The following is a 13,865-nucleotide window of genomic DNA, read 5'->3' as shown; positions in this document are numbered from 1 at the left end:
CGGGTCAGGCTTAATAAAAAAGGCGCTTAACAAGTTAAGCGCCTTTTTAGTATCCAAACTCTACAGAATTAATACTTCCAGAAACTCGGGTGGAATAACACTGCTACGGTCAGAATTTCTAAACGACCGAGGAGCATGCCGAGTGACAACGCCCATTTCGCCACATCGGGCAGGGTTGAGAAGTTACCCGCAGGGCCAATAATCGGCCCTAAGCCAGGACCTACGTTCGTGACCGCCGTGATAGCGCCCGTGAAACTGGTCATAGGATCGAGCCCTGTGAGCACTAAAATTACCGACAAGCCTACAATCACCATTACAAACAACAGCACGAAAGTGATCAGCGAGCGCACGATATCTTCACTGATGATGCGATTGTTGTAGCGTTCCCTAAAGATACCGTTTGGATGACATTGCTGTTTCAATTGCTCACGCATAATGGCGCCAGCAATTTGAAAACGGAAGATTTTAATCCCGCCAGAAGTTGAGCCAGAGCAGCTACCGACAAACATTAAGAACATAAAGGCGATGTTGGCAAAGGCGCCCCAAGCACCGTAATCCGTTAAGCCATAACCTGTAGTGGTCACCACAGAAACCACGTTAAAGCTGGATAAACGCAGTGCATCGAGGAGTTCAATATCGCGGGTTTGCCACAGCCAAAAGCCAATAGAACAAGACACGAAGGTCAGGAAAAACAAGAAGCCTTTGACCTGAGCATCGTTCCAAATCCGCAGATCCCTTTGCTGTATGGTGTGCACAAACATGAGTAGCGGTAAGCCACCCGCCGCCATAAAGAACACGCCAACCCAGTGAGCCGAGTGGGAGAACGCGGCCATTGAGCTATCAGATGTTGAGTAGCCGCCGGTTGATAGGGTGGTCATGGCATGGTTGATGGCTTGAAACCAAGTCATCCCCGCCAGATGATAGGCAACGCAGCAGGCAACAGTCAGCAAAATATAAATAAAGAATAAGTACTTAGCCATGCTCTGGGTGCGTGGTACGGCTTTATCGCTCCAATCCGAAGATTCAGTGCGGAACAGCCGCATACCACCGACGTTCAAGAAGGGCAGAATGGCCACCGCCATCACGATAAAGCCAATCCCACCTAGCCACTGCAATAAAGAACGCCAGATTAAAATGCTGTGATCCATGGTATCCAACCCCGAGAGCACAGTAGAACCTGTGGTCGTGATGCCGGACATAGTCTCAAAGAAGGCGTCGGTATAGCCAATCCCGTGATATAGGGTAAAGGGCATGGCGGCAAACAGGCTTACGATCAACCACGTTAGGCTGGTCAGCAGGAACATATCGCGGATATTGAGGTTAATAGTCTTGCTCTGGCCATTGTGTAAACACAAGCTGGCACTAATGCCTGTCACTAACGCCGACAGCATGAAAGAGCCCACGGTTTCCTCGGCATTGAACACGGCGAGGAGCAGTGGGATCAACATGAAGGCTGTCAGCATGGACAAAAACAGCCCTAAAATAAACAATAGTGGTCTAAAGTTCAGCATAAGTTGGCTTACTTAGGTTCTTAGAAGAAGAAAGCACTTGGTTGGAAAAGCTTCTCGACTTCGCCGACAAACTTTTTATTCACTAGGAATAAGATCACGTGATCCCCTTGTTCTATCACGGTTTTGTCGTGAGCCATTAATACTTCGTCGTTGCGGACAATAGCACCAATGGTGGTTCCCGGTGGCAACTTAATATCGCCAATGGCTTTGCCAACCACTTTAGACGTGCTGGCATCCCCGTGGGCAATCGCTTCAATTGCCTCGGCGGCGCCGCGACGTAGGGAGTAAACGTTACAGATATCACCCTGACGGATATGGGTTAACAGTGCCGAAATGGTGGCTTGCTGGGGTGAGATAGCAATGTCGATATTAGCTTCTTGGACGATATCCACATAGGCTTCGCGCTGGATCAGCACCATGACTTTTTTCGCGCCCATACGTTTTGCCAGCAATGCCGACATAATATTGGCTTCATCGTCATTGGTCACCGCAATAAATACGTCGGTTTGATCTATGTGTTCTTCGAGCAGTAATTCTTGATCCGAAGCGTCACCGCAGAACACGGTAGTATTTTCCAGTTGCTCCGATAAGGCTTCAGCCCGCTCATACTTGTGCTCAATCAGTTTAACTGAGTGGGTGCGCTCGAGGCGTTTGGCTAAACCTAAGCCTATGTTACCGCCACCGGCGATCATAATGTTGCGGTAGGAGTTATCGAGCTTTTGCATTTCGCTCATAACAGCGCGAATGTGTCGACTGTCGGCGACGAAGAAGACTTCATCATCGGCTTCGATAATCGTGGTACCGCGAGGCATGATAGGGCGGCCTTGGCGGAAAATCGCCGCAACCCGGGTATCAATATTCGGCATGTGTTCGCGCAGTGCCGCTAACGCATTCCCCACCAGTGGACCACCATAATAGGCACGAACGGCCACTAGGCTTAGCCGTCCTTCGGCAAATTCGAGTACTTGTAGCGCGCCGGGATATTCAACGAGTCGCTGAATGTAAGCGGTCACTAACTGTTCAGGGGCGATTAATTCATCGATCACGAAGCCGCCGCGGGGGCGACCGTCGCTATTTTTGGTTTCACTGTCGATAAAGAGTTTATCGCGCATCGCCAGATAGGGTTCTGAGCGAATACGGGCAATTTTTGTTGGCGTGCCGAAAAGAGTGTAAGCAATCTGACAGGCGGCCATGTTGCATTCATCGCTATTGGTTACCGCGATCAGCATGTCGGCATCTTCTGCGCCCGCTTCTCTGAGCACATCGGGGTGGGCTGCATGGCCCGCCACAACGCGAAGGTCATATTTATCTTGCAGGGCGCGTAGTCTGGATTTGTCATGATCGACTATGGTGATGTCATTATTCTCACCTACCAAATTCTCGGCCAAGGTTCCCCCGACTTGACCCGCACCTAATATGATAATTTTCATGGCCTTGCTTACTTCCTAATCGGTCGCTTTTAATAAACGGGCGTAATAGAACCCATCCATATTGTCTTGTCCTGGCGTGATTTGCCAACCTATATCCTGTGGCGAATTTTGCTGGGAGAGTGTCTCTAGCTTAGCATCTGCCGTTCTCTCTAAAAACGCACTGATCTGGTCGCGGTTTTCCTGCGGTAAAATCGAGCAAGTAGCATAAAGAAGCGTGCCACCGGGTTTGAGCCACTTCCAGCAATGCTCGAGAATTTGCTGTTGTAGTTCAGCCAGTTCTTCGATGTCATGGTTTTTACGTAACCATTTAATATCGGGATGGCGACGGATCACTCCAGTGGCCGAGCATGGCGCGTCCAGTAAGATACGATCAAATTGTCCACCTTGCCACCATGAGTCAATATTGGCCGCATCGCCATGGATAAGCTCCGCTTTTAATGACAAGCGGTCAAGGTTCTGTTGCACCCGCTCGAGGCGTTTGGCATCAAAGTCGACGGCAACCAGTTTGATGCTTGGCTCAAGTTCGAGTAGATGACAGCTTTTACCACCGGGCGCCGCGCAGGCATCGAGGATTAATTCATTCGCTTGTGGCGCCAGTAATGTCGCCGCCCATTGCGCCGCGCCATCTTGCACTGAGGCCGCGCCTTCATGGAAGCGTGGCAGTGTGGCGACATCTTTTGGATGCGCTAAAAGGATGGCATCGGCACTGCTGCCTTCGCTCGCTTCAATCTCGAGTTCGGCTAAAGCAGCAAGGTATTCGGCACGGCTCTGGGATAAGCGATTGTTACGCAGCCACATAGGTGGGCGTTCATGGCTTTGTTGAATGATGTCTTGCCACTGCTCGGGATAGGCTTCTTTCAAACGCTTAATCAACCAAGCGGGCGTGTTGTAGCTTAAGGTATCTGATTCAGTGCTTAGCGGCGAAAGCTGACGCTGAATGTTGCGCAGTACACCGTTAACGACCTTAACCATGCCTTCAAATTTTAACTGGCGACAGGCTTCGGCGGTTTCTGAAATCGCGGCGTGGCTTGGAATGCGAGTGAAGTAAAGTTGATAGCAACCTATGATCAGCAACTGGTGGATAATCCTTTGCTTACCTTTGAGTGGTTTCGCTAGGCATTCACTGATGCGTTTCTCTATTTGCGGCAGAGTGCGCATCACGCCATAGCAGAGTTCGGCGAGTAGGGCTTTATCTTTGCCGCTGGCAAGGTGCTTTTGTTGATCGGGTAATGCCACTGAAAGTGACACGCCTTTTTCTAATACTTCGAAGATGGCTTTCGCAGCCAGCGCGCGCAAGTTCATACTATTGTGCCTCGTTTGCGAGGCGAGTATTCGGGCTAAACCATTCACCTCGAGCATTGAGAATATCGGCAACATTGAGCGGTTTTTTCCCCGGCAGTTGCATACTCAGCAGGGTTAACACGCCGTCGGCGGTGGCGACTTCTATGCCTTTTTTGCTGGCGCTGATAATAGTGCCCGGAGCGGCTGTGCTGGTGGTTTCACTAACTTGGGTTTGCCACACTTTAATAGTATTGCCTTGGTGCTCAAAGTAACTCACTGGCCAAGGATTAAAGGCACGGACTTCTTGCCAGAGTTGTTTGGCAGATTTATTCCAATCGAGTCTGGCTTCTTCTTTACTGAGTTTTTCTGCGTAGTTCGCTAAGGCTTCATCTTGTTTTTCTGCGGCTAAGGTGCCGTTTGCTAGACCTTCGAGGGCTTGCAATAGGGCAACAGGACCTTGTTCAGCCAGTTTCTCGTAAAGGCTGGCAGAGGTGTCGCTATCTTCAATCGGCAGAGTGGTTTTCAGTAGCATATCGCCAGTATCTAAACCCACATCCATCTGCATAACTGTCACGCCAGTTTCTTTGTCGCCGGCCCAAAGTGCGCGTTGGATCGGTGCGGCACCGCGCCAGCGTGGCAAAATAGAACCATGAACGTTAATACAACCTAAACGCGGTGTATCTAATACGACTTTTGGCAGGATAAGACCGTAGGCAACTACCACCATAATATCGGTATTCAGCGCGGCAAGTTCTTGTTGCGCGGGTTCTTTACGTAATGAACCCGGTTGATACACAGGAATATTGTTGGCGACGGCGAGTTCTTTTACTGGGCTGGCGGTCAGTTTCTTGCCGCGGCCAGCGGGTCTATCGGGCTGAGTGTAAACGCCAATCACATTGTGGTGTGAGTTCAACAGTGCTTGTAAGTGGCGAGCGGCAAAATCCGGTGTTCCGGCAAAGATGATGTTGAGTGGTTTCAAATCTGATCCTATGCTTCTTTGGCGTCCAATCGGGCCGCTTTTTCAAGTTTTTGTTTGATCCGCTGACGTTTTAGCGGCGACAGATAATCGACAAACAATTTGCCTTTGAGGTGATCCATTTCGTGTTGAATACAGATAGCAAAAAGCTCATCGGCCTCAACAATAAATTCGTTGCCGTGCCTGTCTAAGGCTTTTACCGTCACAAATTCGGCGCGATCGACTTTGGCATAAATGCCCGGCACCGACAGGCAACCTTCTTCATTGCAGAAGTCGCCGCTGCTGGCGATAATTTCGGGATTGATAAACACTTTAGGTCGCTCGACTTCATCTTGTAAGTCCATGACAATAAGTTGTTTATGGTAATCCACTTGGGTCGCGGCCAGACCGATACCTTTTTCTTGGTACATGGTTTCGAACATATCATCAATTTGAGTTTGCAGCTCGGCATTAAACTCTGTGATGGGTGTGGCTTGTGTCCGCAATCTTTCGTCAGGAAATTGTAATACTTTTAATTGTGCCATACATAAACTCTTAACAAGTCTGTCAAATCTCTGCCAGTTAGTTATACTGACTGATGCTAATGGGTTAATTTTAATCTTTAGTGCCTATCAATAACAGTAAAAGCTCAAACTAAGAGCCAAACAACATGGAAATACCCATGAAACGGTTAATTTTACTCGCGTTAATGACATTCAATTGCACGTTTGTTGCCGCCGATACCCTTACGCTGAAAGCGGGGCATCCTGAGTCATATGTGGTGAAAAAGGGCGATACTCTTTGGGATATCTCCGCAGCGTTTCTAAATGATCCATGGAAATGGCCACGTCTTTGGGATGTAAACCCACAGATTGCCAATCCCCATCTTATTTATCCTGGCGATCAACTCACGCTCGTGTTTGTCGATGGTCAGCCTCGGCTTGTGCGCAACGGCGACATGGTCGACAGTGCGAAACCCCATGTGAAGAAAAGTCCTGAAGGACGGATCATTGCTAAGAGCAATGCGATTCCTGCCGTCGACTTGGCCTTAATTGAGCAGTATTTAGTGCAGAATCGCGTTGTCGCAACCGACTGGCTTGCCGAGCAACCTATGGTATTAGCAGGTGAAAGCCCATCGCGTCACCATATTGTGGGTGATGTGATTTATATTGATGCTGAACTGCCGATGAATCAAAAGTACGGTGTTTACGAACGTGGTCGTGAGTTTTTCAATAAAGCCTCAGGCGAAGCGATAGGACAAGAGGCCATTTTAGCATCAACTGGGCAAGTGGTTGAGTCTGGTAAGGTTTCAAAAATTAAGTTGTTAACCAGCTTTCGTGAAACCAAAGCGGGTTTCAGAGTCATGCCGATGGAAAGTGATTCCTTGATGTCAGCTTACTTCACCCCAAAACCGGCAGAGTTAAAGACGCCAGCCGTCGTGCTTGCTATCGAATCAAAGATGCGTGAAGCGGGTAAGTTAGATGTGGTGTACTTAGATAAAGGCACCCAGGATGGAGTTGAGCCCGGAGTCGTGTTCTCTATTTACCGTGATGGTGAAGTCATTGTCATCAACAATGATGGTATGCCAGTGCCTGCCACTGAGCGCACTGCCTACGATAACCTGATGGCATCTGTCTCATCGGATCGCGCTATTCAAATGCCAGATATCTATCATGGCAAATTGTTGGTGTTCAAAGTATTCGACAAAGCGAGCTTAGGTTTGATTGTCTCCACTGAGCGGCCTGTGCGTGTCGACGATAAGTTAATTGCCCCAGAGTCTTTAGCCTTAAGAGGTCAGTAATATCTGAACATTTGGTCGATTGGTTAGTTGTTTGCGCTGTATCTGGGCTGGGACCCGCTCGGATCCAACAATTATTAACGCACATGGAAGTGGACGACCTCAGGCAAAGGTTAGAGCACGAGAGAGAAGCGCTACCTTTATCTGACCATCTGCTCCATAGTCTTGCTATTGATTATCAAAAAGTCGATGTCGCCCTCGAATGGCAGCAGCAAGCCGCTGACCATCATCTCGTTTGTTTCTCCGATCCGCTTTATCCGCCGTTATTAAAACAACTCTCAGATCCGCCCGCCGTCCTGTTCGTTAAAGGTTGTTTGGAGGCGTTAGCCCTGCCTTATCTTGCAATTGTTGGCAGTCGTAATGCTTCACCAGGCGGATTGCAGGTCGCTTATCAGCTGGCTGCGGAGATGTCCTCAATGGGATTTGGTATCTGCAGCGGTATGGCTATGGGGATTGATGCCGCTGCCCATAAAGCCTGTGTTGAACATCAAGGGAGAACTGTTGCTGTGCTCGGGACTGGCATTGAGACTGTTTATCCACGAAAACATCGGCAGCTTTATCATGATATTCAGCAGCAAGGCTGTATACTTAGCGAGTTTTGGCCAGATGTCGGTCCCTTTGCGGGGAATTTCCCGAAACGAAATCGGATTATTAGCGGTCTGTCTTTAGGGACACTTGTGGTTGAAGCCTGTCGTAAAAGCGGTTCTTTAATCACAGCGAGGTTGGCGATGGAGCAAGGGCGTGAGGTGTTTGCCGTTCCGGGCTCAATCTTGGGCGGTTACCATCAAGGCTGTCATGATTTATTACGTGATGGGGCAAAACTTGTGGAAACAGCCGCCGATATAGTGGAGGAGTTGGCAAGTTTAACCGCTTACCACCTTGAAGAATTGAAGTTATGCCACCATATACAGCAAGGCGAGATTTGTAATTTGCCATTTTCGTCTCTGTTAGCTAGTGTAGGTTATGAAACTACATCCATTGATGCAGTAGTTGAACATAGTGGGAAAACGATAGATCTGGTGTTAGAACAAATGCTTGAACTTGAGTTGCAAGGTTGGGTGATTGCAGTACCCGGTGGTTACGTCAGAGTAAAGAGGAGCTAGCCATGTTTGATATCCTCATGTATCTATTTGAAAACTATGTTCACAGTGAAGTTGAACTACTAGTTGATGAAGACGAGTTAACCAAGGAACTCACTCGTGCCGGATTTCATCAATCCGAGATTTTAAAAGCGTTAACTTGGTTAGAGCGCTTAGCTGAATTACAAGAAGGTGATAAACCTTATCTTTGTAATCACGATCAGCATTCGTTTCGTATCTATACAAAGGACGAAATGGACAAGCTGGATGTGGAATCCCGCGGTTTCTTGCTGTTTTTAGAGCAAGTTAAAGTGCTGAATGTCGAAACCCGTGAAATGGTGATCGATAGAGTCATGGAGTTGGATGAGCCAACCCTGATTTTAGAAGATCTCAAATGGGTTATCTTAATGGTGTTGTTTAACGCTCCTGGTCATGAGTCCGCTTATGAGCAAATGGAAGATTTAATCTTCGAACAGCCCGAAGGCCGACTACATTCTTAATCGTTGTGAAAGATGAATTATGAGAGAAAGGAGGCTAAGACCTCCTTTTTTGATGCCATAAATTCCTTGATGGCACTGCGCTTGATATCCTAATGCGCTACGACAGGTGGTGAATGATTATGTCTAAGATTGATGAACAATTATTTAGTGCCCACGAACACGCACTGGAAAAAGAATACGAACTTTGCCCTGAATGTGGCAGTGAGTTATCGGTCAAACACAGTAAGCACGGTGGTTTTGTTGGCTGTAATAATTACCCTTGCTGTAATTACACTCGCCCCTTAGTGCAGCACGAATCCATTGAAACTCAAGTGATTGAAGGTTCTGTTTGCCCTGAATGTGGCCACGAGCTGGCGGTAAAATCTGGTCGATTTGGGATCTTTATCGGTTGCACTCAATACCCTAGCTGCACGCATATTGAAAAACAGGATCAAGCGAGTGACAAGCCTGATATCCCTTGCCCAGAATGTAAAACGGGTAAACTGGAGCACAGAACGAGCCGCTTCGGAAAGAGTTTTTATGCCTGTAGCGCTTACCCTAAGTGCAAGTTTATTGTGAATTATCCTCCGGTTGCTGAAGCTTGCCCGAGCTGTGGTTTTGGGATCTTAGTCGAGCGTAAAGGTGCGGCGGGGATGCGTTTAGAATGTCCGCAAAAAACCTGCAAGTACAAGCGCCCCTTGTAGCGAGGCCATTGCATAATATTTGTTGCCTTAGTGCGGCTTGAGTATAATCCCCAACCCGACCGTTAGATGGGGCGGCGAAAATTCGGGTAATGACAAAAACTGATAAGACGCATAAGGTGATTTGATAATGTTGCAGCTACACCCATCCGATATAAAAGACATCATTCTTCAAGGTGGCGTTATCGCTTATCCAACCGAGGCGGTTTATGGCCTAGGTTGTGACCCTGATAACGACACTGCTATCCAAAAGTTATTGGCGGTAAAACAGCGCCCATGGCAAAAAGGACTGATCTTAGTCGCCAGTGATTTTCAGCAGCTTTTAGCCTATGTTGATGAATCGCAATTGACGGCTGAGCAGCTTGAATTTGCATTTTCCAAGTGGCCAGGGCCTTTTACCTTTGTCATGCCAATCAAAGCACATGTTTCAAAATACCTCTGTGGCGAATTTGACTCTATCGCAGTGCGAGTGTCGGCCCATGCTGGGGTACAAGCCCTGTGCCGCGCGCTTAATAAACCTTTAGTGTCGACCAGCGCTAACCTTGCAGGTGAAGATCCCGCATTAACTGCCGCTGAAATCCTCGCCGATTTTACCGGTAAAATCGATGCACTGGTATTAGGTGAACTCGGCGAACAACGTCAACCCTCGACCATCATAGATGCGCGTAGCGGCAAAATTTTACGAAATGGACAATGAGCAAACCAATAATAAGGATAACAAGATGAGTGTGCCTGATGCTGCAGTGGTAAAAGCGTTTTTACTCGATTTACAAAACCGAATTTGTGCCGGTTTACAGGCTCTGGATGGCCAAGCAACGTTTGCCGCCGATTCATGGACCCGCGCCGAAGGCGGTGGTGGCACGAGCCGAGTATTAACCCAAGGTGCAGTATTCGAGCAAGCTGGAGTTAACTTTTCCCATGTGACTGGCGCCGCTATGCCGGCGTCGGCAACGGCGCATCGCCCAGAATTGGCGGGTCGCAGTTTTGAAGCTATGGGTGTGTCTTTAGTGATCCATCCTAACAATCCGTATATCCCGACGACTCACGCCAATGTGCGCTTCTTTATTGCTCAAAAAGAGGGTGCCGATCCTGTGTGGTGGTTTGGCGGTGGTTTTGACTTAACGCCTTATTATCCATTTGAGGAAGATGTGCGCGAGTGGCATCAAACGTCTAAGGATATTTGTGCGCCTTTCGGGGATGAGGTTTATCCCAAGTATAAGAAATGGTGCGATGAGTATTTCTTCCTGCCGCATCGTAATGAAACCCGCGGTGTGGGCGGACTGTTTTTCGATGACTTGAATCAAGCAGGATTTGATCAAAGTTTTAGCTTTATGCAAGCCGTGGGCAATGGCTTCTTAACCGCCTATGCGCCGATTGTTGAGCGTCGTAAGGATACTGAGTTCGGTGAGCGTGAGCGTCAGTTCCAACTCTATCGCCGTGGTCGTTATGTTGAGTTCAACTTAGTCTACGACAGAGGCACTTTATTTGGTCTGCAGACAGGTGGACGTACCGAGTCTATCTTAATGTCGATGCCGCCATTAGTGCGTTGGCAATATGCTTATACGCCAGAGGCGGGAAGCCCAGAGGCAGATTTGTACGATAACTACCTCAAACCACGCGACTGGGTTTAGCCGTTAATCATAAAAAGTGGATGCCATATCCACGTTATTGATTACGCATATGATCGGCCAGAGTTGAAATCGCCTCAAAGATGGCGGCTCGATGCTCTGGCTTTTTAATGTGTTCTTCAATCGCAAATTTCATACAAAACAGCCATTGATCGCGCATTGCCTCATCAATATCGAAATGCATGTGTCGTGCTCGCAATGCCGGATGACCATATTTCTGCTGATAGAGCTGCGGCCCGCCGAGCCAACCACTTAAAAATTCAAACAACTTTTGTTCAGACTCCGCAATGGGCGCCCTATGAATGGCAAGCAGTGTTGTCGTTTCTGCCGAACTTGCCATCTTCTGATAAAAACATTTAGTGATAGCGCGGATCACCTTCTCGCCGCCGATTAAGTCATAGGCGTTAGATTGACTCGGATCGCGATCATCCTGCGGCGGAGTGTGTTTACTAAAAATCTTTTTAAGCCAGTTCATTGGAATAGTCGTTCACTAAATAGAGTGTATTGAGCCGATGGCGCATTATAGCGTGAAACCTAGCGTGAAATTTAGTTGAGCATAATTCGTCTTGCGTGGGCTCAAAAGCGCGGTAGACTGCAAAGCCATTGAACCTAAAATTTCATATCGCTATGACAGACAGATACGCAGTGTTTGGCAATCCAATTAGCCACAGTAAATCGCCGTTCATCCATGGACAATTTGCCGCGCCCACCCAAGAGTCATTAACCTATGAAGCCATTCTCGCTCCGGTCGATGGTTTTGAAGCCTCATTGACGGCGTTTTTCAATGCGGGCGGCAAGGGCGCCAATGTGACTGTGCCTTTTAAGGAGCAAGCTTTTGCGCTGTGTGACAGTATCAGCCCCGAAGCCAAACTCGCTGGCGCAGTCAACACCTTAAGTTTATTGGCCGATGGCACTATTCGCGGTGATAACACCGACGGCTTAGGGCTGGTGGCCGATCTCATCGCTAACTTAGGTAGCTTGCAAGATCAGCGCGTGTTACTCATTGGCGCTGGTGGCGCGGCGCGCGGTTGTATTCTGCCGTTATTAAATGCGGGAATTGCGCAGCTGACCATCAGCAATCGCACCCACACAAAGGCGCAGCTTTTGGTCGATATCTTTACTTCTGTGGATAACGGCGCTTACGTGAGTAAAGTCACCGCCGTAGAAATGAGTGAGCTTGCGGGCGAGTTCGATATCATCATCAATTCAACCTCGGCTAGCCTTGCGGGCGAGTTGCCACCTTTGCCAGCACATATCATCACCACCCAAACCGTTTGTTATGACATGATGTATGGCGCCTCGGTCACCGCGTTTAACCAATGGGCACTCTCCCAAGGTGCTGCGAAAGTCATTGATGGGCTAGGTATGTTAGTCGGACAAGCGGCTAAGAGTTTTACCTTATGGCGAGGTATTGAGCCCGACACCCAAGTGGTGTTGACGCTTTTGCGGGACAAACTAATGGCAGAGCCTAAGTAGGAAGCATGAATCAAAGCATTCTTTTCCCCGATCTGCAATATTGGGACGATGCCCAAGGGCAAATCTGTTTTATGGCGCAATCGCAGGGGATGAACATCAAGTGCTATATCAGTGCTGCTAAATTACGTGAGCTGAATGATTTCTCTGAACAGCCGAGTACCGATGAAGCGGCTACTATGCTGGCATTATTTGATGCGGTGAGATTTGACGCCGAAGAAATGGCAGAAGACTTAATCGAAGCCGAAGAGTTTGATGAGTTTGGCGCAGTTCGCCTAGGCTAGCTTGATAACGAGTTTCAGTGGATAGATTTTGAATCAATAAATAGCAAAAGGCGGCAGAGACTGAATGAGTCTCTGCCGCCTTTCTTATATAGCGATAGTGATACTAAGCGACTAACTATAAGAGATTAGCGCTAAGTGACTAGAGGTTTTGTAATTCAACTAAATACTCGTTTTTCAGTCTGACATAGTTGTCGGCTGATTCTGGCAAAAAGGCCATTTCGGCAGGTGTTAATGGACGAGCCTGCTTAGCTGGGCTGCCTACATATAAATAGCCGCTCTGTAATACCTTGCCCGGTGGCACTAAAGAGCCCGCACCTAAGATCACATCATCTTCTAAAATCGCACCGTCGAGAATAATTGCCCCCATACCCACCAATACTCGATTACCGACTTTGCAACCGTGAAGCATCGCCTTGTGACCAATAGTCACATCATCACCAATAATCAGTGGATGACCATCGGGACGAGCAGCTGACTTACGCGTCACATGCAATATGCTACCGTCTTGCACGTTCGAGCGCTTACCAATACGAATATGGTTAACATCACCACGCGCCGCCACCATAGGCCAAATACTGGCATCAGTATCTAACGCAATATCGCCAACAAGCACCGAAGCTTCATCTACATACACATTATTGCCTAATTGAGGATGAATACCTTGGTAAGTTCTGAGTGGCCCTGACATAGAAAAGTCCCTAATTGAGTGGTTTTTTGTATTATAAAGGTTAAAAACTAGCTGGTCAGGTCAAATATCCAACGAACAGTGAGAAAATGACAATTATCTTAAAAATAGGGGTTGCGCACTTTCTCAATCTCCCTATAATGCGCATCCACTGACACGGCAGACAGCGAAAGCAAGCTGACGAGTTAGGTTGAATTGAATGGCTTTTAACCACTTAATTCAATCGCAGCAAGAAGTTGAAAATACTCCTTGACGCGAAACGGGAAATGCGTAGAATACGCAGCCCTAGCCACCTGGAAGCGTTCGACGCTCAGTGTGGTACTCAATTCCTATTACGGATATTGAGTTGCTCTTTAACAAGATAAAACAAGAAATCTGTGTGGACACTCACAGGTGTTGAGTTAATCGAAACTGCTTAACCTTCGGGTTGGCAGTCAAAAATTTAAATCAATGTAACAATGAGTGTCCATAGCAATATGTACAGTTTGTTTTAGCCCTTCTTTTATAGGAAGTGCGAGAAACAAAAAATCAGAATTCATTGAGCCGCTGAAGTCGTAAGAC

General features: G+C 47.9%; 15 protein-coding genes. 8 read left to right on the top strand and 7 right to left on the bottom strand.

The window, feature by feature from the left end; genetic code table 11:
- Window positions 1-68 precede the first annotated feature (68 nt).
- Genes Q4Q50_RS17700 through def form a run of 5 tightly spaced genes read right to left on the bottom strand, consistent with a single transcriptional unit; the run spans window position 69 to window position 5,722 of the window.
- Window positions 69-1,511 (bottom strand): TrkH family potassium uptake protein, encoded by a 1,443-nt coding sequence (locus tag Q4Q50_RS17700; protein ID WP_006084792.1) that lies wholly within the window; start codon window positions 1,509-1,511, stop codon window positions 69-71.
- Window positions 1,512-1,531: 20 nt separating this feature from the next.
- Window positions 1,532-2,941: a Trk system potassium transporter TrkA gene (gene trkA / locus Q4Q50_RS17695; RefSeq protein ID WP_006083799.1), complete on the bottom strand. Its 1,410-nt coding sequence runs from the start codon at window positions 2,939-2,941 to the stop codon at window positions 1,532-1,534.
- Between the two features lie 15 nt (window positions 2,942-2,956).
- Window positions 2,957-4,243 (bottom strand): 16S rRNA (cytosine(967)-C(5))-methyltransferase RsmB, encoded by a 1,287-nt coding sequence (gene rsmB / locus Q4Q50_RS17690; protein WP_011981998.1) that lies wholly within the window; start codon window positions 4,241-4,243, stop codon window positions 2,957-2,959.
- Window position 4,244: 1 nt separating this feature from the next.
- Window positions 4,245-5,201, bottom strand: a complete 957-nt coding sequence (fmt, locus tag Q4Q50_RS17685; protein ID WP_283627119.1) for a methionyl-tRNA formyltransferase — start codon at window positions 5,199-5,201, stop codon at window positions 4,245-4,247.
- Between the two features lie 8 nt (window positions 5,202-5,209).
- Window positions 5,210-5,722 carry a peptide deformylase gene (def, locus tag Q4Q50_RS17680; protein ID WP_006084795.1) on the bottom strand — a complete coding sequence of 171 codons (513 nt, stop codon included), beginning with the start codon at window positions 5,720-5,722 and terminating at the stop codon, window positions 5,210-5,212.
- 125 nt (window positions 5,723-5,847) lie between these two features.
- On the opposite strand from def, the gene Q4Q50_RS17675 reads away from it, so the two are divergent.
- The 6 genes from Q4Q50_RS17675 to hemF all read left to right on the top strand — a co-directional run bounded on the left by Q4Q50_RS17675 (window position 5,848) and on the right by hemF (window position 10,865).
- Window positions 5,848-6,978, top strand: a complete 1,131-nt coding sequence (locus tag Q4Q50_RS17675) for a LysM peptidoglycan-binding domain-containing protein (RefSeq protein ID WP_006084796.1) — start codon at window positions 5,848-5,850, stop codon at window positions 6,976-6,978.
- Between the two features lie 83 nt (window positions 6,979-7,061).
- Window positions 7,062-8,078, top strand: a complete 1,017-nt coding sequence (dprA, locus tag Q4Q50_RS17670) for a DNA-processing protein DprA (RefSeq protein WP_311900453.1) — start codon at window positions 7,062-7,064, stop codon at window positions 8,076-8,078.
- 2 nt (window positions 8,079-8,080) lie between these two features.
- Window positions 8,081-8,554 (top strand): DUF494 family protein, encoded by a 474-nt coding sequence (locus Q4Q50_RS17665; protein ID WP_006083793.1) that lies wholly within the window; start codon window positions 8,081-8,083, stop codon window positions 8,552-8,554.
- Between the two features lie 119 nt (window positions 8,555-8,673).
- A complete protein-coding gene (locus Q4Q50_RS17660; RefSeq protein ID WP_311900452.1) occupies window positions 8,674-9,237 on the top strand; it encodes a DNA topoisomerase family protein in 564 nt (187 codons plus the stop codon).
- Window positions 9,238-9,364: 127 nt separating this feature from the next.
- Complete coding sequence (tsaC, locus tag Q4Q50_RS17655) at window positions 9,365-9,931, top strand: L-threonylcarbamoyladenylate synthase type 1 TsaC (RefSeq protein ID WP_011845357.1); 567 nt, start codon at window positions 9,365-9,367, stop codon at window positions 9,929-9,931.
- Between the two features lie 25 nt (window positions 9,932-9,956).
- A complete protein-coding gene (hemF, locus tag Q4Q50_RS17650; protein ID WP_226060051.1) occupies window positions 9,957-10,865 on the top strand; it encodes an oxygen-dependent coproporphyrinogen oxidase in 909 nt (302 codons plus the stop codon).
- A 34-nt stretch (window positions 10,866-10,899) separates the two neighbouring features.
- On the opposite strand, the gene Q4Q50_RS17645 is transcribed toward hemF, so the two are convergent.
- Window positions 10,900-11,337, bottom strand: a complete 438-nt coding sequence (locus tag Q4Q50_RS17645) for a group II truncated hemoglobin (RefSeq protein WP_311900451.1) — start codon at window positions 11,335-11,337, stop codon at window positions 10,900-10,902.
- Window positions 11,338-11,489: 152 nt separating this feature from the next.
- On the opposite strand from Q4Q50_RS17645, the gene aroE reads away from it, so the two are divergent.
- Together aroE and Q4Q50_RS17635 are read left to right on the top strand one after the other, a co-directional pair.
- A complete protein-coding gene (gene aroE, locus Q4Q50_RS17640) occupies window positions 11,490-12,338 on the top strand; it encodes a shikimate dehydrogenase (RefSeq protein WP_011982002.1) in 849 nt (282 codons plus the stop codon).
- Window positions 12,339-12,343: 5 nt separating this feature from the next.
- A complete protein-coding gene (locus Q4Q50_RS17635) occupies window positions 12,344-12,619 on the top strand; it encodes a DUF1488 family protein (RefSeq protein ID WP_012586350.1) in 276 nt (91 codons plus the stop codon).
- 139 nt (window positions 12,620-12,758) lie between these two features.
- Here the strand turns inward: Q4Q50_RS17635 and Q4Q50_RS17630 are convergent, their stop codons facing one another.
- On the bottom strand, window positions 12,759-13,307 hold the full coding sequence (locus tag Q4Q50_RS17630) for a gamma carbonic anhydrase family protein (protein ID WP_011982003.1): 549 nt from the start codon (window positions 13,305-13,307) through the stop codon (window positions 12,759-12,761).
- Between the last annotated feature and the right edge of the window lie 558 nt (window positions 13,308-13,865).

It is taken from the genome of Shewanella scandinavica (genome assembly GCF_031932065.1).
Classification (GTDB): Bacteria; Pseudomonadota; Gammaproteobacteria; order Enterobacterales; family Shewanellaceae; genus Shewanella; species Shewanella baltica.
Note: the sequence above shows the minus strand (reverse complement) of the source record. Positions and strands in the feature narration are given on the sequence as shown.